16 protein-coding genes and 1 pseudogene are annotated in these 20,881 nt (G+C 70.6%); 3 read left to right on the top strand and 14 right to left on the bottom strand.

The features are described from left to right. Window positions 1-31 precede the first annotated feature (31 nt). The 10 genes and pseudogenes from aroQ to ACWEPG_RS03565 all read right to left on the bottom strand — a co-directional run bounded on the left by aroQ (window position 32) and on the right by ACWEPG_RS03565 (window position 10,662). The gene (gene aroQ, locus ACWEPG_RS03610; protein ID WP_450114993.1) at window positions 32-457 is read right to left on the bottom strand and encodes a type II 3-dehydroquinate dehydratase; all 426 of its coding nucleotides are present in this window, start codon (window positions 455-457) and stop codon (window positions 32-34) included. Then, entirely contained in the window at window positions 454-1,563 is a 1,110-nt protein-coding gene (aroB, locus tag ACWEPG_RS03605) for a 3-dehydroquinate synthase (RefSeq protein ID WP_452593916.1), read from the bottom strand. Before aroB ends, aroQ begins: the two co-directional genes overlap by 4 nt. Further along, the gene (locus ACWEPG_RS03600) at window positions 1,560-2,087 is read right to left on the bottom strand and encodes a shikimate kinase (protein WP_450114995.1); all 528 of its coding nucleotides are present in this window, start codon (window positions 2,085-2,087) and stop codon (window positions 1,560-1,562) included. Before ACWEPG_RS03600 ends, aroB begins: the two co-directional genes overlap by 4 nt. Further along, a complete protein-coding gene (aroC, locus tag ACWEPG_RS03595; RefSeq protein ID WP_450134765.1) occupies window positions 2,084-3,271 on the bottom strand; it encodes a chorismate synthase in 1,188 nt (395 codons plus the stop codon). The genes ACWEPG_RS03600 and aroC overlap by 4 nt, the downstream gene beginning before the upstream one ends. A 43-nt stretch (window positions 3,272-3,314) precedes the next feature. Continuing rightward, a complete protein-coding gene (locus ACWEPG_RS03590; RefSeq protein ID WP_452593915.1) occupies window positions 3,315-3,740 on the bottom strand; it encodes a prepilin peptidase in 426 nt (141 codons plus the stop codon). Window positions 3,741-3,790: 50 nt separating this feature from the next. Then, window positions 3,791-4,630 carry a shikimate dehydrogenase gene (locus ACWEPG_RS03585; protein ID WP_450114997.1) on the bottom strand — a complete coding sequence of 280 codons (840 nt, stop codon included), beginning with the start codon at window positions 4,628-4,630 and terminating at the stop codon, window positions 3,791-3,793. Between the two features lie 10 nt (window positions 4,631-4,640). Next, a pseudogene (locus ACWEPG_RS03580) lies at window positions 4,641-5,837 on the bottom strand (endolytic transglycosylase MltG); the annotation flags it as partial. 23 nt (window positions 5,838-5,860) lie between these two features. Next, window positions 5,861-6,409 carry a Holliday junction resolvase RuvX gene (gene ruvX / locus ACWEPG_RS03575; RefSeq protein WP_452593914.1) on the bottom strand — a complete coding sequence of 183 codons (549 nt, stop codon included), beginning with the start codon at window positions 6,407-6,409 and terminating at the stop codon, window positions 5,861-5,863. Continuing rightward, window positions 6,406-9,072 carry an alanine--tRNA ligase gene (alaS, locus tag ACWEPG_RS03570; protein WP_452593913.1) on the bottom strand — a complete coding sequence of 889 codons (2,667 nt, stop codon included), beginning with the start codon at window positions 9,070-9,072 and terminating at the stop codon, window positions 6,406-6,408. Before alaS ends, ruvX begins: the two co-directional genes overlap by 4 nt. 165 nt (window positions 9,073-9,237) lie before the next feature. Further along, a complete protein-coding gene (locus tag ACWEPG_RS03565) occupies window positions 9,238-10,662 on the bottom strand; it encodes a replication-associated recombination protein A (RefSeq protein WP_450114999.1) in 1,425 nt (474 codons plus the stop codon). Window positions 10,663-10,792: 130 nt separating this feature from the next. Between ACWEPG_RS03565 and ACWEPG_RS03560 the strand changes: the two genes are divergently transcribed. Continuing rightward, a complete protein-coding gene (locus ACWEPG_RS03560) occupies window positions 10,793-12,430 on the top strand; it encodes an alkaline phosphatase D family protein (protein WP_450115000.1) in 1,638 nt (545 codons plus the stop codon). A 67-nt stretch (window positions 12,431-12,497) separates the two neighbouring features. Here the strand turns inward: ACWEPG_RS03560 and ACWEPG_RS03555 are convergent, their stop codons facing one another. Together ACWEPG_RS03555 and aspS are read right to left on the bottom strand one after the other, a co-directional pair. Beyond that, window positions 12,498-13,715 (bottom strand): kinase, encoded by a 1,218-nt coding sequence (locus ACWEPG_RS03555; protein WP_450115001.1) that lies wholly within the window; start codon window positions 13,713-13,715, stop codon window positions 12,498-12,500. A 156-nt stretch (window positions 13,716-13,871) separates the two neighbouring features. After that, window positions 13,872-15,644 (bottom strand): aspartate--tRNA ligase, encoded by a 1,773-nt coding sequence (gene aspS / locus ACWEPG_RS03550; protein WP_450115002.1) that lies wholly within the window; start codon window positions 15,642-15,644, stop codon window positions 13,872-13,874. Between the two features lie 165 nt (window positions 15,645-15,809). Here aspS and ypfJ point away from each other — a divergent pair, with 165 nt between their 5' ends. Next, window positions 15,810-16,748 (top strand): KPN_02809 family neutral zinc metallopeptidase, encoded by a 939-nt coding sequence (gene ypfJ / locus ACWEPG_RS03545; RefSeq protein ID WP_450115003.1) that lies wholly within the window; start codon window positions 15,810-15,812, stop codon window positions 16,746-16,748. 57 nt (window positions 16,749-16,805) lie between these two features. Here the strand turns inward: ypfJ and ACWEPG_RS03540 are convergent, their stop codons facing one another. Further along, the gene (locus ACWEPG_RS03540; protein WP_450115004.1) at window positions 16,806-17,954 is read right to left on the bottom strand and encodes an AI-2E family transporter; all 1,149 of its coding nucleotides are present in this window, start codon (window positions 17,952-17,954) and stop codon (window positions 16,806-16,808) included. Window positions 17,955-18,038: 84 nt separating this feature from the next. After that, complete coding sequence (locus ACWEPG_RS03535; RefSeq protein ID WP_452593912.1) at window positions 18,039-19,139, bottom strand: Rv2578c family radical SAM protein; 1,101 nt, start codon at window positions 19,137-19,139, stop codon at window positions 18,039-18,041. Here ACWEPG_RS03535 and ACWEPG_RS03530 point away from each other — a divergent pair. After that, window positions 19,138-20,874 (top strand): FAD-dependent oxidoreductase, encoded by a 1,737-nt coding sequence (locus tag ACWEPG_RS03530; protein ID WP_452593911.1) that lies wholly within the window; start codon window positions 19,138-19,140, stop codon window positions 20,872-20,874. The two genes, ACWEPG_RS03535 and ACWEPG_RS03530, sit on opposite strands and share 2 nt — an antisense overlap. Window positions 20,875-20,881: the final 7 nt, after the last annotated feature.

Genomic DNA, 20,881 nt, shown 5'->3' with positions numbered 1-20,881 from the left:
CTTCCCCGGCGGGAAGGTCGCTCACGGCGCGTCAGCGCTCGGCCAGGAAACGCAGCGCGAGGGCGTAGCCCTGGACGCCGGCCCCGACGATGACGGCGGTCGCGATCGGGCTGAGGTACGAGTGGTGCCGGAACTCCTCACGGGCGTGCACGTTCGAGATGTGCACCTCCACCAGACCGGCGGTCAGTTCCGCGCACGCGTCCCGCAGGACGACGGAGGTGTGGGTCAGTCCGCCGGCATTGAGGATCACCGGCTCCCCCGCGTCGGCCGCGTCATGGATCCAGCCGAGCAGCTCGCCCTCGTGGTCGGACTGCCGGACCTGCACGTCGACCCCGAGCTCAGCGGCGGTGCGTTCACACAGCGCGACCAGGTCGGCGTGCGTGGTGGAGCCGTACACCTCGGGCTGACGCCTGCCGAGCCGACCGAGGTTCGGCCCGTTCACCACCTGGATCGTCACAGCAGCACCGTACCGGCGGTTCCGCCGGGCTCGCGCGAGATCGCGGAGTAGGCGGCGGCCAGCAGCGTCGGATCCGGGCCCTCGAGGCGGCTCGGCTTGGCGAGTCCGTCGAGGACGACGAACCGGAGCATCCCGGCCCGGTTCTTCTTGTCGGTCTGCATGCCCTTCATCAGGTCCGCGAACGCGTCCGCGTCGTAGCCGGTGGGCAGGCCGATCAGTTCCAGGATCGTCTTGTGCCGGTCCGCGGTGGCATCGTCGAGGCGACCGGCGAGACGACCGAGCTCGGCGGCGAACACCAGGCCGACGGACACCGCGGCACCGTGGCGCCAGCGGTACTTCTCACGACGCTCGATCGCGTGCCCGAGGGTGTGGCCGTAGTTGAGGATCTCCCGCAGGTTCGACTCCTTGAGGTCCGCGGCGACGACCTTCGCCTTGACCTCGACGGACCGGCGGATCAGTTCGGGCAGCACGTCGCCGGTCGGGTCGAGCGCGGCCTCGGGGTCGGCCTCGATCAGGTCCAGGATCACCGGGTCCGCGATGAAGCCGGTCTTGATCACCTCGGCCATGCCGGCGACGATCTCGTTGCGCGGCACCGTCTCCAACGTCGCCAGGTCGATCAGCACCGCGGACGGTTCGTGGAACGACCCGACGAGGTTCTTGCCCGCCTCGGTGTTGATGCCGGTCTTGCCGCCGACCGCGGCATCGACCATCGCGAGCAGGGTGGTCGGCACGTGCACGACCTTCACCCCGCGCATCCAGGTCGCGGCGACGAACCCGGCGAGGTCGGTCGCGGCGCCGCCACCGAGGCTGACGACGGCGTCGCTGCGGGTCAGGCCGATCCGGCCGAGCACCTCCCAGCAGAAGCCGGCGACCGTGAGATCCTTGCCGTCCTCGGCGTCGGGGATCTCGATGCTGTGCGCATCGATGCCCCGGTCCTTCATCGCCGCCTTGAGCACGTCCGCGGTCGCCGCCAGCGTCGGCTGGTGGATGATCGCGACGGTGCGAGTGCCGAGCAGTTCACCGACGATGTCGTCGAGCAGGCCGCGCCCGATGATCACCGGGTACGGGCTGGCCGTCTCGACCTGGACGCGCACGGGTTCGGTCACTGTCTGCCTCTTTCCTTCGGTGGTTCGAGTTTGGCCAGCAGCTGCTGCACCACCCGGGCGGGGCTGCGGCCGTCGGTGCGCATCCGGATGGTCGCGACCTCCCGGTAGAGGGGTCGGCGGCGGCGCATCAGGTCTCGGTACTTCTGTCGCGGGTCGCCGCCGTTGAGCAGCGGCCGGGTGGTGTTCGCCCCGGTCCTCTTGAGCCCCTCTGCGACGCTGATCTCCAGGTACACGACGGTGTGCCCGGCCAGCCGGGACCGGGTGGCGTCCGAGAGGATCGCGCCGCCGCCCAGGGACACGACGCCGTCCTGCTCCTCGAGCGCGCGCCGGACCACATCCTCCTCGATGGTCCGGAACGTCGGTTCGCCGTCCTCGGCGAAGATCTCCGGGATGGTGCGCCCGGTCTCGCTTTCGATCGCGACGTCGGTGTCGTAGATGTCCACGTCGAGCGCCCGGGCCAGGCGGCGTCCGATCGTGGACTTGCCCGCCCCCGGCGGCCCGATCAGGACCGCACGCGGAGTCACCGCGCCAGCCGCTCCCGCACGGCCGCGAGGTAGCCCTCGACGTTGCGCTGGGTCTCGGCGGCGGAGTCGCCACCGAACTTCTCCAGCGCGGCCTGCGCGACGACGAGCGCGACCATCGACTCGGCGACGACACCGGCCGCGGGCACGGCGCACACGTCGCTGCGCTGATGGATCGCGACGGCTTCCTCGCCGGTGGCCATGTCGACCGTGGACAGCGCCCTCGGGACGGTGGAGATCGGCTTCATCGCGGCACGCACCCGCAGCGCCTCGCCGTTGGTCATGCCGCCCTCGAGGCCCCCGGCCCGGTTGGTCGAGCGCAGCACGCCGTCGGGGCCGGGCCGCATCTCGTCGTGGGCGGCGCTGCCACGGCGGCGCGCGGTCTCGAAGCCGTCGCCGACCTCGACACCCTTGATGGCCTGAATTCCCATGAGCGCGGCGGCAAGTCGCGAGTCGAGACGGTTCTCGCCGCTGATGAACGATCCGAGTCCGACGGGCAGTCCCTCGACGATCACCTCGACGACGCCGCCGAGGGTGTCGCCGTCCTTCTTGGCCGCCTCGATCTCCGCGATCATCGCGGCCTCGGCCGCCTTGTCGAATGCTCGGACCGGGCTGGCGTCGACGCTCTCGAGATCGGCGGCCTGCGGTCCGGGACCGACGTAGGGCTCGGACGCGCCGATCGAGATGACGTGCGAGACGACCTCGACGCCGAAGACCTGGCGGAGGAAGTTGCGGGCCACGGTGCCTGCGGCGACCCGGGCCGCGGTCTCACGGGCGCTGGCGCGTTCGAGCACCGGCCGCGCGTCGTCGAAGCCGTACTTGAGCATGCCGGAGAAGTCGGCGTGCCCGGGCCGCGGGCGGGTCAGCGGCGCATTGCGGGCCAGGTCCTTGAGCAGTGCCTCGTCGACCGGGTCGGAGGCCATCACGGTTTCCCACTTGGGCCACTCGCTGTTGGCGATCTCGATCGCGACGGGACCGCCCATGGTGCGGCCGTGCCGGACGCCGCCGACCATGGTGACGACGTCCTTCTCGAAGCTCATGCGGGCGCCGCGGCCGTATCCGAGGCGGCGGCGGGCAAGTTGGGTGGCGATCTCGTCCGAGGTGACCTCGACCCCGGCGACCATTCCGTCGAGCATCGCGACGAGGGCGGGTCCGTGGGATTCTCCGGCAGTTATCCAGCGCAGCACGCCGACCATCATTCCACGCGGCAACCACTGCAATGCACACCGGTCACAGAGACAACGAGACGAGCGTCGCCAGGCACATGGACGGCCCGTGAGGCAGGCTCGCCGCGCGGCGGCCGCCGATTCGCAGGACGACACCGGCGGCCGCCGTCAGAATCAGCGCCCCGACCGCGGCCGCGAGCCACACCCGCGCCCCGGCGACGCCGGTCACCGCGCCGAGACCGACCGCGAGTTTGACGTCGCCGCCGCCCATCGCCGCGGGCGCGACCAGGTGCACGAGCAGGTAGCCGCCGGCCAGCAACGCGGCCCCGACCAGCGCCGGACGCAGGTGGCCGGTGGCCGCCGCGACCGCGAACATCACCACCGAACCCGGCAGCGTCAACAGGTTCGGCAGCCGCCGCGTCCGCAGATCGATCACGCTGAGCCACCCGCACCACGCCGCGAGCAGCAGGAATCCCCCGATGTCCCCCATGACGGCAGCGTGCCATGCGTCGGCGCCGGCACCCCGGACGCGACCTGGGGTTACGCGCCGCCTGTGGATGAAAGCGGCGGCAGTACCGCGGCCATCGCCTCCCTCGGCGCCGGCCGTCCGGTGAACTGTTCGACCTGACCGAATGCCTGGTTGAGGAGCATCCGCAGGCCGTCGACGACGGTGCCGCCCGCCGCCTGGACGGCGGATGCGAGCGGTGTGGGCCACGGGTCGTAGATCGCGTCGAACACGACCGGGGCGTGCGCGACCGCCGCGGCGTACGGGGCCACGGCGGCGGCCGGGACCGTACTGACCGCGACGGCTGCGTCCCGGCACACGTCGGCGATGGCCGACTCGTCGAAGCTCTGGTGGCGGGCCCGCAGTCCCACCGCCCGCGCGCAGTCGAGGGTTTCGCCGGCCCGGTCGGCGGACCGCGCGACGACGGTGACCTCGACGGCCCCGAGGTCGGCGAGCGCACGCAGCGCGGGACGGGAGGTACCGCCGGCGCCGATGACCACGGCGCTCGACCCGCTCAGGTCGACGACTCCGACCTCGGCGAGCGCGCCGGCGACACCGTCGACGTCGGTGCAGTCGGCACGCCAGCCACCGTCGATCCGGACCAGGGTGTTGGCCGAGCCGACCTGCACGGCCCGCTCGGTGCGTTCGGTCGCGTATGCGAGCGCCGCGAGCTTGCCGGGCATCGTCACCGACAGGCCGACCCACTCCGGTCCGAGACCGTCCACGAGCGCGGGCAGTTGCTCGCCGGTGCACTCGATGCGGTCGTACGTCCAGTCGGTCAGCCCGAGCGCCCGGTACGCGGCGAGGTGCAGTTGCGGGGACCGGGAGTGCTCGATCGGCTTGCCGAGGACCGCTGCCCTGCGCGGACCGGTCACGCCCGAATTGTCAACGCCCACTGCTCAGGATCCCGCTTTCGACTGCCTTCTTGCTGTTCTCGAGATGCTCGGTGTAGCTCTTCGTGAACAGGGTGGTGCCCTTGTCGTCGATGGTGACGAAGTACAGCCAGTCCCCCGCCGGGGCGGTCTCGACCGCCTGCACCGCCGCGATGCTCGGCGAGGAGATCGGGGTGGCGGGCAGCCCGTCCTTGGCGTACGTGTTCCACGGCGTGACGGTGGCCCGGTCGACGTCGGTGGTGGCGAGTTCGGTGGTGTCGAGCGCGTAGTTGACGGTCGAGTCGAACTCCAGCCGCTGCGGCACGGCGAGCCGGTTGACGATCACCCGGGCCACCTTCCCGAAGTCGGCGGGCAGCGACTCCCGTTCGACCAGCGACGCGGCGATCAGCACCTGGTACGGGTTCAGCCCGACATTCGTGCCTGCGGTGGTGATGCCCGTCGCCTCGTACTTGGCGGCGCTTCCGCTGACCAGTCCGCGCAGGATCTCGGTGGGTGTCGCGCCGGGGTCGAAGTCCCAGCTGCCTGCCGCGATCAGGCCCTCCAGCTGGCGGTTGCGATCCGGAACGCCACGCACCTGCGCCAGCGCCCAGTCGGGGACGCCGAGCGCGCTCAGGTCGACGCCCGCGCCTGCCGCGTCGAGGTCGGCGACGCTGACGCACTGGAGCGCGCCGGACGCGGACGGCAGGCAGCTGGCCTCGGAGATCAGGGTGTAGATGCCGCGCTTGGTGGCGCCGGTCTTGACGTCCCGGGTGTCGTGCAGCTGCCGACCCTCGGAGATCACCAGCGACCCGACCCGCGAGGACGGGTCGACCAGCGCGCTGACCGCCTGGGCCGCGGGCAGCTTGGACTCGACATGGTAGAAGCCCGGCTGCAGCGAGTTCATCGACGCGTTCTTCACGGCCGCGTTGTAGAACGCGGAACTGCTTGCCACCACGTCCTTCTCGGCCATCTGAGCACCGATCTCGGTGGCGGTGTCACCGGCGCGGACCTCGACGACCACCTCCGGTCCGGCCTCGCCGTCGGCGTAGTCGGCGGGCAGGTCGGGCCCACCGAGCAGCCCCTTCGCGACGTATCCGGCGCCGGCGACGGCGGCCACCCCGACCACTGCCGCGGCGACGACGGTCGCCCTCCGCCCGCGTTTGCGGCGGGAGGCCGCGGCCTCACGGGCTCGGCGGGCGTCTGCACGGCTCACATACTGCCGGTGCTCGTCGGTCACTCGTGGTCCTCCGTCGACAAATCCTCGGTCTGCGCCGTACGCAACACCGCGCTTCGCTGATCGAGCCACCCCTGGAGGATCGCGACGGCCGCGGCCTGGTCGATCACCGACCGCTGACCCTTGGCCTTGACCCCACTCTCGCGCAGGGCTCGCGACGCGGTGACCGTCGTGAAGCGCTCGTCGGTCATCCGGACCGGGACCGGAGCGATCCGGTCCCGGAGCCGGTCGGCGAATTGCAGGGCCAGACCGGCGGCGGCGCCGCGCTCCCCTCGCAGGGTTTGCGGCAGACCGACGATAACCTCGACCGCCTCGTATTCCTCGACTATCGCGACGAGGCGCGCCAGATCGCTGGTATCCGCCCTGCTCTTGGCCCGCGGCACGGTCTCCACCGGCGTGGCGAGGATGCCGTCGGGGTCGCTGGCCGCGACCCCGATCCGGACACTCCCCACGTCGATGGCGATCCGCCTGCCCCGGCCGGGGTCGTCGACGCCGGGCTGGTCGGCACGACCGGGCTGGGAGGCACCCGGTCCTTGCGCATCGGTCACCCGGCGAGCTCGGCGACGCGGGTCCGGGCCGCGGCCAGCGCGGCGGGGATGCCGGACGCGTCGGCGCCCGACCCCTGGGCCATCTCCGGCTTGCCGCCGCCGCGGCCGCCGATCAGCGGGCCGAACGCACCGACCAGTTCACCGGACTTGATGCCGAGGTCCTGCGCGGCCTTGTTGGCGCTGACGACGAACGGCACCTTGCCGCCGGTGGCGCCGAGCAGCACGACCACGGCCGGTTCGGTGCCGAAGCGACCGCGGATGTCGGTGACGAGGGTGCGCAGGTCGCCGCCGGAGACGCCGTCGGGCGCCTGCTCGGCGACCAGGAGCAGGCCCCCGATCCGCTCGGCCTTCTCCACGAACCCGGCCGCCGAGGCGAGTACCGCGGCCGCCTTGGTGGCCTCGAGTTCCTTCTCGGCGACCTTGAGCCGCTCGACGAGCTGCTCGACGCGGCCGGGCACCTCCTCGGAGGGCACCTTCAGCGCGGTCGCGACGCCCGCGAGCAGCGCGCGTTCCTTGGCCAGGTAGCGGTACGAGTCGAGGCCGACGAAGGCCTCGACGCGCCGCGCCCCGGAGCCGACGGACGACTCGCCGAGCAGCGTGATCTGGCCGATCTGTGCGGACGACTGCACGTGGGTGCCACCGCACAGCTCCATCGAGAACGGTCCACCGATCTCGACGACGCGGACCTCGTCGCCATAGTTCTCGCCGAACAGTGCCATCGCGCCCATCGACTTGGCCTTCTGCAGGTCGGTGACGAACGTGTTGACGGTGTGGTTGGCGGCGACGGCCTCGTTGGCGACGGCCTCGATGTCGGCGAGTTGCTGCGCCGACAGCTGGTTCTGCCACGCGAAGTCGAATCGCAGGTAGCCGGGCTTGTTCAGCGAACCCTTCTGGGTGGTGTTCGGGCCGAGGACCTGCCGCAGCGCCGCGTGCACCATGTGCGTGCCGGAGTGGCCCTGGGTGGCGCCGGACCGCCAGGACGGGTCGACCTGCGCGAGGATCGCGTCGCCCTCGGTGATCTGGCCCTCCTCGACGGTGACCCTGTGCACCCACACCTTCTTGGCGATCTTCTGCACGTCCCGGACCCGGACCTTGAGGCCGGGCGCGGTGATGGTGCCGATGTCGGCGATCTGGCCGCCCGACTCGGCGTAGAGCGGGGTGCGGTCGAGGATGACCTCGACCTCCTGCCCGGCGGTCGCGGTGGGCACCCGGACACCGCCCGAGATCAGCGCGAGAACCGTTGCTTCCGTGGTCAATTCGACGAAGCCGGTGAATTCGGTCTCGCCGCGGTCGACGAATTCCTTGTAGATGCTCAAGTCGGCGTGCGCATGCTTGCGCGCCTGCGCGTCCTCCTTGGCCCGCTTGCGCTGCTCGGCCATCAGCGAGCGGAAGCCGTCCTCGTCGACGGACAGGCCGGCCTCGGCCGCCATCTCGAGGGTCAGGTCGATCGGGAATCCGTAGGTGTCGTGCAGGACGAACGCCTCGTTGCCACCGAAGACCTTCTTGCCTGCGGCCTTGACGTCGTCGGCCTCGGCCTCGAACATCTTCGAGCCGGACGCCAGGGTGCGCAGGAACGCGGTCTCCTCGCCGACCGCGACGGCGAGGATCCGCTCGAAGTCGGACTCGAGGACCGGGTAGGACGGCGCCATGGTGTCGCGGACGACGGTGACGAACTCGCCCATGCTCGGCTTGTCGGCACCGAGGAGCTTCGCGGAGCGGATGATGCGGCGCAGCAGCCGGCGCAGCACGTATTCGCGGCCCTCGTTGCCGGGGTTCACGCCGTCCGCGATGAGCATCACCGCGGTGCGGGCGTGGTCGGCGATGACACGGAATCGGACATCGGCTTCGTGGTCGCTGCCGTAGGTGCGACCGGTCAGCTCCTCCGCCTTGGTGATGACCGGGCGCACCAGGTCGGTCTCGTAGACGTTGTCGACGCCCTGCAGCAGGAACGCAACCCGCTCGACACCCATGCCGGTGTCGATGTTCTGCTTCGGCAGCGGCCCGAGGATCTCGAAGCTGTCCTTGCCGCTGCCCTCGCCACGCTCGTTCTGCATGAACACGAGGTTCCAGATCTCGAGGTAGCGGTCCTCGTCGGCCTCGGGCCCGCCCTCGGCGCCGTACTCGGGACCGCGGTCGTAGTAGATCTCCGAGCACGGGCCGCACGGGCCGGGGACGCCCATCGACCAGTAGTTGTCGGCCATGCCCCGGCGCTGGATGCGCTCCTCGGGGATGCCGATCTCGTCGCGCCAGATGTCGCGGGCCTCGTCGTCGTCGAGGTAGACGGTGACCCAGAGGCGTTCGGGGTCGAAGCCGTAGCCGCCGTCGTCCTGGGAGTCGGTCAGCAGCGACCAGGCGTGCTTGATGGCCCCGCGCTTGAAGTAGTCGCCGAAGCTGAAGTTGCCGGCCATCTGGAAGAAGGTGTTGTGCCGGGTGGTGACGCCGACGTTCTCGATGTCGCCGGTGCGCACGCACTTCTGGACGCTGGTGGCGGTGGAGTAGGCCGGGGTCTGCTGGCCGAGGAAGAACGGCTTGAACTGCACCATGCCCGCGTTGACGAACAGCAGGTTGGGGTCGTCGAAGATCAGCGAGGCGCTGGCCACCTCGGTGTGACCCGCCTTGACGAAGTGGTCGAGGAATCGCCTGCGGATCTCGTGGGTCTGCACCTGGTTGCCCTTCGCGTGTCTACTGAATCTGTCGTCGATGTCGCCGCGTACGGCAAATCGACCCTTCACAAGCTTAACGTCAGCGTCATTCGAGTTCTTCTGCGCAGCCGCGCACCGGACGTGATCTGCACACTCGGTGGGGTGAAGATCACGTACCGGGGGGCGTCAGCCGCGGACGATCCGCCGCAGCTTGCCGACCCGCGCGCCGATCTCGCGTTCGGCGCCGTGGGTGGTCGGCTCGTAGTAGTCGACGCCGACGAGTTCGTCCGGCGGGTACTGCTGCGCGAGCACACCGTCGGTGGTGTCGTGCGGGTACTTGTAGCCGATCGCGTTGCCGAGTTTCTGCGCCCCGGCGTAGTGGCCGTCGCGCAGGTGCGACGGCACCGTCCCCGCCTTGCCCGCCCGGATGTCGGCCATCGCGGCGCCGAGGGCCGCGGTCACCGCGCCGGACTTCGGGGCGGTCGCGATGTGGATGGTGGCCTGCGCCAGCGCGAGCTGCGCCTCCGGCATCCCGACGAGCTGCACGACCTGCGCGGCCGCGGTCGCGGTCTGCAACGCGGTCGGATCGGCCATGCCGACGTCCTCGCTGGCGTGGATCATCAGGCGACGCGCAATGAACCTCGGGTCCTCGCCTGCGACGATCATCCGCGCCAGGTAGTGCAGCGCGGCGTCCACGTCGGAGCCGCGCAGCGACTTGATGAACGCACTGGTGACGTCGTAGTGCTGGTCCCCGTCGCGGTCGTAACGGACGGCGGCCTTGTCGACGCTGGCCTCGACCGCCTCCAGGTCGACCACCGCGCCGCCACGATTTCGGCCGGCGCCGCCGTCGCGATCGAGGACCGTCCCGGACGCGGCCTCCAGTGCGGTCAGCGCCCGCCGCGCGTCACCGCCCGCGAGCCGGACCAGGTGATCGGTGGCCTCCTCGGTCAGCGTGACCGCGCCGCCGAGTCCCCGCGGGTCGGTCACCGCCCGGTCGAGCAGTTGCCGGATGTCGCCCTCGGTCAGCGACTTCAGCTGCAACACCAGGGACCGCGACAGCAGCGGCGAGACGACGGAGAACGAAGGGTTCTCGGTGGTTGCGGCGACCAGCAGCACGATCCGGTTCTCCACGGCCGCGAGCAGCGCGTCCTGCTGGGTCTTGGAGAAGCGGTGCACCTCGTCGATGAACAGGACGGTCTGCTCCCCCGCCGTGAGCCGGCGGCGCGCCATGTCGATGACGGCGCGCACGTCCTTGACCCCGGCGGACAGCGCCGACAGCGCCTCGAACCGGCGGCCGGTTGCCCGGGAGATCAGCGACGCGAGGGTGGTCTTGCCGGTGCCGGGCGGGCCGTACAGCATCACCGACGCCGCACCCGACCCATCGACGAGACGGCGCAGCGGCGCGCCGGGACCGAGCAGGTGATCCTGGCCGAGCACCTCCCCGAGCGTCTCGGGGCGCATCCGGACCGCCAGTGGCGCGTCGGGCCGGGTCGGTGCGAGCCCGCCGGTGACGCCGCCTGCGCCCGCGGCCGGTTCCCGGTCCGTGCCCGGCGCCTCGAACAGGCCGCTCTCCTCGGCCGCGCTGTCGGACGGTCCCAGCCAATCGCTCACGGGCTCGAACCTACCCGGCTGGGCGCGGTCGGCGACCGGTGGGCGACCGCTGTCGGAACAGTGCGTGAACACCCGATCGGAACCGCCGCCAGCGATTGAACAACCGTCCAGCTTCGGCTGTCATCCAGTGATGCCCGCCTACGACGCACCCCTGTTCACCCGCCGCACACTGCTGCGCGGCTCGACCCTCGCCGCCGGCGCCGCACTGCTGTCGGGCCGGACGGCGGCCGCGGCCCCGGTCCCCGCGTTCGCGCACGGGGTCGCCTCCGGGGATCCGCTGCCCGACCGGGTGATCGTCTGGACCCGGATCACCCCGTCCCCGGAGGCCGTGCCCGGATCGGGCGCGGGGGCGCCGGTGCCGGTGCGCTGGGAGGTCGCCGCCGATCCCGGGTTCACCGCCGTGGTCCGGGCCGGCACCGTGACCGCGTCCCCGGACGCCGACCACACCGTGAAGGTGGACGTCACGGGGCTGACGCCGGCGACGGGCTACCACTACCGGTTCACCGCGCCCGACGGGACGCGGTCCGCGACCGGCCGCACCCGGACCGCTCCGCACGTCGACGCCGACGTCGCCCGGCTCCGGTTCGGCGTGGTGTCGTGTTCCAACTGGGAGGCCGGGTACTTCTCCGCGTACCGCCATCTCGCCGCACGCGACGACCTCGACGCGATCGTGCATCTCGGCGACTACATCTACGAATACGGCCGCGGCGAGTACGGCGCCCGCGGCGGATCGGTGCGACCGCACGATCCGCCGCACGAGATCGTCTCCCTCGCGGACTACCGGATCCGGCACGCGCAGTACAAGACCGACCCGGACCTGCAGGCGCTGCACTCCCGGCTGCCGTTCATCGCCGCCTGGGACGACCACGAGACCGCGGACAACGCCTGGGTGGGTGGCGCCGAGAACCACACGCCCGCGACCGAGGGGAACTGGGCGAGCCGTTACGCCGCGGGCAGACGCGCCTACCTGGAATGGATGCCGGTCCGTGTGACCCGCGCCGATCAGCCGCTGTACCGGCGTTTCCGGTTCGGCCGGCTCGCGGAACTGTCGATGCTCGATCTGCGCAGCGACCGCGACGAGCAGGTGCCCGCCACGTCGGCGGCCGTCGACTCCCCCGACCGCAGCATCACCGGCCGCACTCAGCTCGACTGGCTCACATCCGGGCTGGTGACGTCCCCGGCGCACTGGCGGCTGGTCGGCAATCCGGTGATGATCGCACCGGTCCTGTTGCCCCCGTTGGATGTTCGCACGACCGAGGCCCTGACCGACGCGGTCGGGCTGCCGAGCGCCGGACTGCCGTACAACGCCGACCAGTGGGACGGGTACACCGCCGACCGGCGTCGGCTGTTCGACGCGCTCGCCGCGGGCGCGGTACCGAACACCGTCTTCCTGACCGGGGACATCCACTCGTCGTGGGCCGCGGAACTCCCCGTCGATGCGGCGGCCTGGCCCACCGGCCTCACCGTCGGCACCGAGTTCGTGGTGCCGTCGGTGACGTCGCCGAACATCGACGACACGCTCGGCGTGCCGCCGCGGACCGCGTCACCGGCCGTCGAGGCCGCACTGCAGGCGACGAATCGGCACCTGCGTTACGTGGAGCTGGATTCGCACGGCTACGGAATCTTCGATGTGGACAGCAGGCGCGCCCAGATGGACTGGTATTTCCTGTCGGACCCGGTCGATCCCGGCGCGACCGCCCGGGTCGGCGCCAGCCTGGCGGTCGCCGACGGCACCCAGCGACTCTCCCCGGCCACGCCGCTGCCCTGACCGGCCGGTCCGGCCGAAGAACGGACGGGGTCGCCGGCTCGGGTGAGCCGGCGACCAACGTCGGACCTCAGGTCCAGACGTCCACGAGCCGTTCGGCAACGTCGTGGGCGTGGTCGGCGACCGCGGCCACCTGGGCGTGCTCGGCGAACTCGCCGAGTGCCCGCCACCGCGCGGTCAGCGCCTTCGACCGCGGCGCCGACAGCTGGTGCTCGCGGACCGCGGCGATGCGGGTGTGGTCCTCGGGCAGGAACCAGTAGGTCGACAGCCACACCCACACCAGCTGAGCCTCGAGGAGCCGGGAGTAGAGGGTGCGGTCGTCGGCGAGCTGCGGCCACATTCCGACGACCTCGGCTCGCCATGCCTCGATCATCGCCAGCGACCTCTGGGTGGACAGTTCGAAGCTGCACAGGCAGCCGGGGAACGAGATCAGCGCGTACGCGAGGTCGAGGGTGGCGTCCCGGAATCCGCCCCACTCGTAGTCGAGGAACCGCACGCCTTCGTCGTTGACGATGATGTTGTCCGGGCACAGGTCGGACGGGCTGAACGCGCGGTGCCGGCCGCCGTCGAACAGGGCGGTCGCCCGCTGCGCGATCTCGAAGACCTCGGGTGCCACACCGACGCCGAGATCGCGGTCCAGCATGCCGGGCAGCTTGGGAACGGTGGACGTGACCTGGCCGGAGACGGCGTTGCCGAGCTGCGCGACACCGGATCGGCGCAGCAGCGCGGTGAAGTCCTCCTCCCGCCCGACGGTCGCGGCGTGCATCCGGCCCATCGACTGGGCGAGGGCCATCAGCGAGTTGGTCACGACGGACTCGTCCTGCCGCACGAGCAGCCGCGCGAGTGGGGTGGCGTCCCCGAGGTCGGTGAGGATCAGCAGGCGGGCGGACAGGTCGTAGGCGATCAGCGACGGACCGGGCCGGGTGTCGGTCGCCAGCGCGGTCGCGAACTGGTACGACACCGCTTCGCGCAGGAATGCGGTGTCGGCGACCTCGCCGCGCACGTCGTCACCGGGACCGGCCGCGCCGCCTTCGAACGTGCCATCCGGGTAGACGGCGACGCTGCGCGCGTGCGCGACCTCGGAGAGCTCCCGAACCTGCTTGATCACCAAGGTTCGGGGCAGCGAGAACGGGTTCGCGGCGCACCGGACGCGCAGCACGACGGTGCGGCCGCTTCCCCCGAGATCGACGGGATCGACGAGGGTCACCGGTGCGCCGGTCCGGCGCTCGAGCAGCCGTTCGGCTGCGGCAACCACTTCTGAAACTGGATCAGCCAAGAGTGCGGTCATAGCGACACACAACCTACCCGTCCGAAGTGACACCGTGGGTGCACTCGTCGATGTCGATGACACCCGTTACCGCATTGCTCCCGAGCCGACCAGCAGGAACGGACCGGTCCGTACGCTTTGTTGCGAAACGGTCACGGTCGGCTCGGGAGCGGGAGGTCAGGCCTCTTCGGGTTCCGGCTTGAAGTCGATGCCCGACTCCTTGCGCTGCAGTTCGGTGATCGGCGCGGGCGCCTCGGTGAGCGGGTCGACACCGCCACCGGACTTCGGGAACGCGATCACCTCGCGGATGGAGTCCATGCCGGCGAGCAGCGCGGTGATCCGGTCCCAGCCGAACGCGATGCCGCCGTGCGGCGGCGCACCGAACGCGAAGGCGTCGAGCAGGAAGCCGAACTTCTCCTCCGCCTCCTCGTGCGAGATACCCATCACCTTGAAGACGCGCTCCTGGACGTCCTTGCGGTGGATACGGATCGAGCCGCCGCCGATCTCGTTGCCGTTGCAGACGATGTCGTAGGCGTAGGCGAGCGCCGAACCCGGATCGGTGTCGAAGGTGTGCATCGACTCCGGCTTCGGAGAGGTGAACGCGTGGTGCACCGCGGTCCACGCGCTGTAGCCGAGCGCGACGTCACCGCCGGCGACCGCGTCCGAGGTCGGCTCGAACAGCGGCGCGTCGACGATCCACACGAAGGCCCACTCGTTCGGGTCGATCAGGTCCTGCTTGCGGGCGATCTCGCCACGGGCGGCGCCGAGCAGGGCACGAGACGACTTGGTGGTGCCGGCGGCGAAGAAGATGCAGTCGCCGGGCTTCGCGCCGACGTGGTCGGTCAGACCTGCGCGCTCGGTGTCGGTGAGGTTCTTCGCGACCGGGCCGGTGAGCTCGCCGTCCTCGCCGACGAGCACGTAGGCGAGGCCCTTGGCGCCACGCTGCTTGGCCCACTCCTGCCAGGCGTCGAGCTGACGCCGCGGCTGGCTCGCACCGCCGGGCATGACGACCGCACCGACGTACTCGGCCTGGAACACCCGGAAGGTGGTGTCCTTGAAGAACTCCTTGCACTCGACGAGCTCCACACCGAACCGCAGATCGGGCTTGTCGGAGCCATAGAGACGCATCGCGTCGGCGTACGTCATCCGCCGGATCGGGGTGGTGATCTCGTGCCCGATCAGCTTCCACAGGTTGGCCAGGATCTCCTCGGCGAGGAGGATCACGTCCTCCTGCGTCACGAAGCTCATCTCGATGTCGAGCTGGGTGAACTCCGGCTGTCGATCGGCGCGGAAGTCCTCGTCGCGGTAGCAGCGGGCGATCTGGTAGTACCGCTCGATGCCGCCGACCATCAGCAGCTGCTTGAACAGCTGCGGCGACTGCGGGAGCGCGTAGAAGTTGCCCGGCTGCAGGCGCGCGGGCACGAGGAAGTCGCGCGCGCCCTCCGGGGTCGAACGGGTCATGGTCGGGGTCTCGACCTCGACGAACTGGTGGTGTGCGAGCACCTCGCGCGCGGCGGCGTTGACCTTGGACCGCAGCCGGATCGCGTGCGCCGGTCCCTCGCGGCGCAGGTCCAGGTAGCGGTACTTGAGCCGCGCTTCCTCGCCGGGGTTGTCGTCGAGCTGGAACGGCAGTGGCGCACTCTCGCCGAGCACCTCGAGGTGGGTCGCGTTGACCTCGATCGCGCCGGTGGGGATCTCGAAGTTCTGGTTGCCCTCGGGTCGGACCTCGACTACACCGGTGACCTTCACGCAGTACTCGGCGCGCAGCTTGTGCGCCTGCTCGAGGACGTCCTCGCTGCGGAAGACCACCTGGGAGACACCGGACGCGTCACGCAGGTCGATGAAGATGACGCCGCCGTGGTCGCGTCGCCGCGCAACCCAGCCGGTGAGGGTGACGGTCTGGTCGGCCTGCTCGGCTCGCAACGAGCCGGCGAGATGGGTGCGCAGCACGGGGTTCCTTTCACACTTCCAGTCACACAGGATCTGGGACTTCTTGTCCTGTGATCCTACGGAGGTGCGGATGCGAAGACACAATGCACCGGAGCATCGCGAACGACGCCAAGCGTGCCAAGCTGATACGTCATCGAGTAATGCGACAGCAAAGGGTGGCAGGCAATGACCTTCAACGAGGGCACACGGATCGACTCGGGCCGGGTCCAGGTCGGAGGAGGCGGTGGTGGCGGCGGCCGGGGCGGCAAGTTCGCGCTCGGCGGCGGCCTGGGTGGCCTCGTGGTTCTGGTCCTCGCTCTCCTGCTCGGCGGCAACCCGGGCACACTGCTCGGCAACCTCTCGGGCGCCACCGACAGCTCGCAGCTCGGCACCGGCGCGGTCGACACCCTGCAGAACTGCGAAACCGGCGCCGACGCGAACCGGGACGTGAACTGCCGGGTCGCGTTCACCGCGGCCAGCCTGGACTCGGTGTGGGGTCAGCAGCTCGAGGCCCAGACCGGTACCCGCTACGTCGAGCCGGGCGTCATGCTGTTCTCCGGTGCCGTGAACACCGGCTGCGGCACCGCCACCAGCGAGGTCGGCCCCTTCTACTGCCCCGCGGACACCACCGCCTACTTCGACACCAGCTTCTTCCAGCTGCTCGTCGACCAGTACGGGTCCTCCGGCGGCCCGCTCGCCCAGGAGTACGTGGTCGCGCACGAGGTGGGCCACCACATCCAGAACCAGCTCGGGGACATCGGGCGTGCGCAGACGGACCCGCAGGGTCCGGAGTCCGGTGCCGTGCGCACCGAGCTGCAGGCCGACTGCTACGCCGGCATCTGGGCGCACTACGCGGACAACCAGCCCGGCCCCGACGGCGGTGCCCCGTTCCTGAAGCCGCTGTCGCAGTCCGACATCAAGGACGCCCTCTCCGCGGCGTCGTCGGTCGGTGACGATCGCATCCAGAAGGCCGCGACCGGCCGGGTCAACCCGGAGGGCTGGACGCACGGTTCCGCCGAGCAGCGGCAGAAGTGGTTCCTCACCGGCTACACGACCGGCAAGGTCGCGGACTGCAACACCTACGCGGCCCGTGACCTGGACAACCCGGCGGCACTGGGAAGCTGATCTCCGACGCACTTCGCAGACGGCCGCCACCGACGCTCGCCGGTGGTGGCCGTCGCGTCATCCGGGTGGCGGCGCCTCCGGTTCGGCGTGCTGCTCGTGCACGAGTTCGTAACGGCGACCGTAGGTTTCGACGATCGCCTGGATGACCGCGACGACCGGAACGGACACCAGCGCGCCCACCGCGCCGAACAGGGAGGCGCCGACGATGACGGACCCGAACGCCACCGCCGGGTGGATCGAGACCGTCTTGGACGTGATCCGCGGGTGCAACAGGTAGTTCTCCACCTGCTGGTAGGCGGTGCCGAACACGACAACCCACACACCGTCCATCGGCTGCTGCGCCGCAGCGATGATCGCCGGCAGCGCGATCGCCAGGTAGGTGCCGAGGGTCGGGATGAACTGCGAGACCACACCGGTCCAGATCGCCAGCGGCAGCCAGTACGGCACCCCGATCACCATCAGGAAGATCCCGGTGGCGAAGGCGCTGACGGCGGCCAGGATCAGCCGGGACACCACGTACCCGCCCGCCTTGTCGACCGAGATCCCCCACACCGTGGAGATGATCTCCTGCTGCCGCGCCGGGAACCACCGCGAGATCGTCCGCCGCAGCTGCGGACCCTCCGCCGACATGTAGAAGACGAACATCAGCAGCGTCAGGCCCTGGAAGACGACCCCGACCAGGGACGACACCACCCCGAGCACGCTGGGCGTGTACTTCTGCGCGAGGTCCTTGATCGTCTCCGGGGTGATCTTGATCAGATCCTTGCCGGTGGCGAAGTCGGTGCCGAAGGTTCGGTTGGCCCACTCGGTCACCCTGGACAGCGCGTCCGGCAGCGCGGTCAGCAGCTGGGCGAGCTGCTCGGCGAGCAGCGCACCGAAGACCGCGACGAATCCGATGGCGAACAGGATCAGCGCGACCATCACGATGCCGGTACCCGCGCCGCGCCGCAGCCCTCTGCGTTCGAACCAGTCGACGACCGGCTCGATGGTGACGCTCGCGAGCCAGGCCAGGAACAGCAGGCCGAGGAAGCCGCGCAGGTTGTGGAAGAGCCAACCCGACATCTGGTAGGCGGCGATCGCGAGCAGCACGTACACGATGGCCAGTCGCAGCCAGCGGATGTTCGCCCTGTGCCCCCCGTCCTCGGCCCGCTTCGGCGCGGCCGGTTCCGGCGTCTCCGGGACGTCCGCGTCCCCGTCTTCGCTCATCGCACCCTCCGCACTCGGATGGCTCGTGCCGTCCAGCCGGAATCTACCCGCCCGTTGCGCACCGAGCCGGGCGGTGACACTCGATCAGAACAGGGTGAGCGCCGGCGCCGCACCGGCACCGATGAGTTCCCGTGTGAGCGAGGCGGACTCCTGCCGCGGGCCGGCCGCACCGCCGAATCGGCCGCCGCCACCGTCGTCGGCGGCGCCGCCGTCATCGGCGGCATCGCCGCGGCCGAGCCCGTACTTCTCGACCAGCGGGGTGACACGCCCGCGCAGCCACGTCTTGTACTCGGGCGTGACGTACGCGCCACGGCCGTACAGCTGCCGGTAGCGGCGGATCAGCGCGGGATGGTGTTCGGCGAGCCAGTTCAGGAACCAACCACGGGTGCTGCCGCGAAGGTGCATCGGGAACACGGTGACCCCGCTCGCGCCGGCTTCGGCGATCGAGGCGAGCAGTCCGTCGAGATGTGCGGTGGAGTCGGTGAGATACGGGATCACGGGCGCGACCATGACGTTGCAGTCGAAACCGGCATCCGCTATCGCACGGATCAGCTCGAGCCTGGCCCGAGGCGAGGGCGTACCGGGTTCGATCGCTTTCTGCAGCTCGGCGTCACCGATCGCGAGCGACACCGAGATCGACACGGGCACCTGCCGGGCGGCGAGGGTCAGCATCGGCAGGTCCCGGCGCAGCAGCGTGCCCTTGGTCAGGATCGAGAACGGCGTCCCCGATTCGGCGAGTGCGCCGATGATGCCCGGCATCAGCCGGTAGCGGCCCTCGGCTCGCTGGTAGGGGTCGGTGTTGGTGCCGAGTGCGACCGGCTCGCGTTTCCACGACCGGCGGGCCAGCTCGCGGCGCAACACGGCGGCGACATTGGTCTTGACCACGACCTGGCTGTCGAAATCGGCTCCGGCGTCGAGGTCGAGGTACTCGTGTGTGGGCCGCGCGAAGCAGTACCGACAGGCGTGCGAACAGCCCCGAAAAGCGTTGACGGTGAACCGGAACGGCAGCGGCGATCCGTCTGGCACCCTGTTCAGCGCCGATTTGCACAGCACCTCGTGGAAGGTGATCCCCTCGAACTCGGGAGTCTGTACGCTGCGCACGTGCCCCACCCGGGCCAGACCGGGCAGGGCACCGTCGTCGATCTCCGACCGCACGGCCTCGAGTGTCTGCCCCTGCCAACGCATGCGCACAGTCGAACACGTGTTCTATGGCAAGTCAAGCCCCGCCGCGAATCGGTATGCCGCCCAGGCGATCACCTGCGACAATCGAACCATGACCTCGGCAGTCGATCCGAAGTTTCCGCACACCAGCACCGACGTCCTGATCGTGGGAGCCGGACCGGTCGGGCTCACCCTGGCGGTGCAGTTGCGCCGCCGCGGCGTCGACGTCCTCGTCGTCGATCGGCGGCCGGAACGCGCGCCGTTCGCGAAGGCGGTCGGTGTCTCGCCACGAACCCTCGAGGTGTTCGACTCGATGGGGATCGTCCGAGCTGCGCTCGACGCGTCGATCACGATGCGCGGCCAGCTCGTGTACTCCGACGATGCCGCGGCCGTGCGAATGGAGATGCCGCTCCCGGACGTCATCCCGTACCGGTTCGTCGCGATGCCGCAGTACGAGACCGAACGAATCCTGACCGACGCCCTCGCCGCCCACGGCGGCCACGTCACGCGCGGAGTCGAGTTCACCGGCTTCGATCAGCACGACGACACGGTCACCTCGACCCTGCACGGGCCGCGAGGCGGTTCCACGGTCTCGTCCCGCTACCTGGTCGGGTGCGACGGCGCGCACTCACTGGTCCGCAAGGGGCTCGGCGTGGAGTTCGAGGGCGACGCGTTCCCCGAGGAGTACATGCTCGCCGACGTCGAGGTCGACTGGTCGCTGCCCGCCGGATTCGGCGTCCGGGCGATGCACCACACCGACGGCTCGGTGGACGACCTGATGGTCGCGATCCCACTGCCCGGCCGTCATCGCTACCGGATCTCGATGCTCGTCCCCGACGAGTTGGCGACGGCGGCGACGCCGGGCGCGGTCGCACACGGACTCGAGGGCGGCCGGGCCCCCGACCTGCATCACGTCCAGGCCGTCCTGGACCGGCTCGCGCCGGAGCCCACGACCGCGTCGAATCTGCGCTGGTCGTCGGTGTTCCGGATCAGTCACCGCCTCGCCGCGCGCTATTCGCACGGCCGGGTGTTCCTCGCGGGCGACGCCGCGCACATCCATCCGCCGACCGGCGCGCAGGGTATGAACACCGGCATCCAGGACGCCACCAACCTGGCGTGGAAGCTGGCACTGGCGGTGCAGGGCCTGGCCGCCGAGGACCTCCTCGACACCTACCACCTGGAACGGCATCCGGTCGGCGAGGAGGTGGTCGGCCGGACCGTGCGGCACGCCCGTCAGGGCATCGGCGCAGGCGAGACCGACGCGTCCGTCGCGGTACTGCGGGAGGCCCAGTTGCTCGTCGCCTATCCGGACAGCCCCCTCGTCGGTGCCGACGGGCATTCCGAGAACGATCCCGGCCCGCACCCCGGGGAACGGGCTCCGGACGCCGGCGGACTGGGTCAGGATTCCACCGCGCTCCCGGCCCGGGTGCACGACCTGCTGCGTCACCCCGGGCACACGCTACTGCTGTACGCGTCGGACGCGGGGCAGGTCGACGCGCAGCTCGACCTGGCCGCCGTCACCATGGACCGGTACGGCCCGCTGGTGCGGTGTCACGTGATCGTCGATCCGGCCGCGCAGATCCCGGATGTGTCCGGAATCGTGTTGCGCGACAACGACGGCCGGTTCGCGCAGACGTACGGATCCCGAGGCGGGGCCGGGTATCTGATTCGCCCCGACGGCTACCTCGGGTTCCGCGGCAGTGCGGTGACGGCGGTACGGATCGACGGGATCCTCTCCGGCACGATGCGCCACCGGTAGCGCGACG

Source organism: Rhodococcus sp. NPDC004095 (assembly GCF_053604015.1).
Note: the sequence above shows the minus strand (reverse complement) of the source record. Positions and strands in the feature narration are given on the sequence as shown.

Excerpts from the sequence above, each read along its gene's own strand:
- ACWEPG_RS03590 (WP_452593915.1), bottom strand. The coding sequence starts at position 3,740 with ATGGGGGACATCGGGGGATTCCTGCTGCTCGCGGCGTGGTGCGGGTGG.
- ACWEPG_RS03560 (WP_450115000.1), top strand. The coding sequence starts at position 10,793 with ATGCCCGCCTACGACGCACCCCTGTTCACCCGCCGCACACTGCTGCGC.
- ACWEPG_RS03555 (WP_450115001.1), bottom strand. The coding sequence starts at position 13,715 with ATGACCGCACTCTTGGCTGATCCAGTTTCAGAAGTGGTTGCCGCAGCC.
- ypfJ (WP_450115003.1), top strand. The coding sequence starts at position 15,810 with ATGACCTTCAACGAGGGCACACGGATCGACTCGGGCCGGGTCCAGGTC.
- ACWEPG_RS03540 (WP_450115004.1), bottom strand. The coding sequence starts at position 17,954 with ATGAGCGAAGACGGGGACGCGGACGTCCCGGAGACGCCGGAACCGGCC.
- ACWEPG_RS03530 (WP_452593911.1), top strand. The coding sequence starts at position 19,138 with ATGCGCACAGTCGAACACGTGTTCTATGGCAAGTCAAGCCCCGCCGCG.
- ACWEPG_RS03535 (WP_452593912.1), bottom strand. The coding sequence starts at position 19,139 with ATGCGTTGGCAGGGGCAGACACTCGAGGCCGTGCGGTCGGAGATCGAC.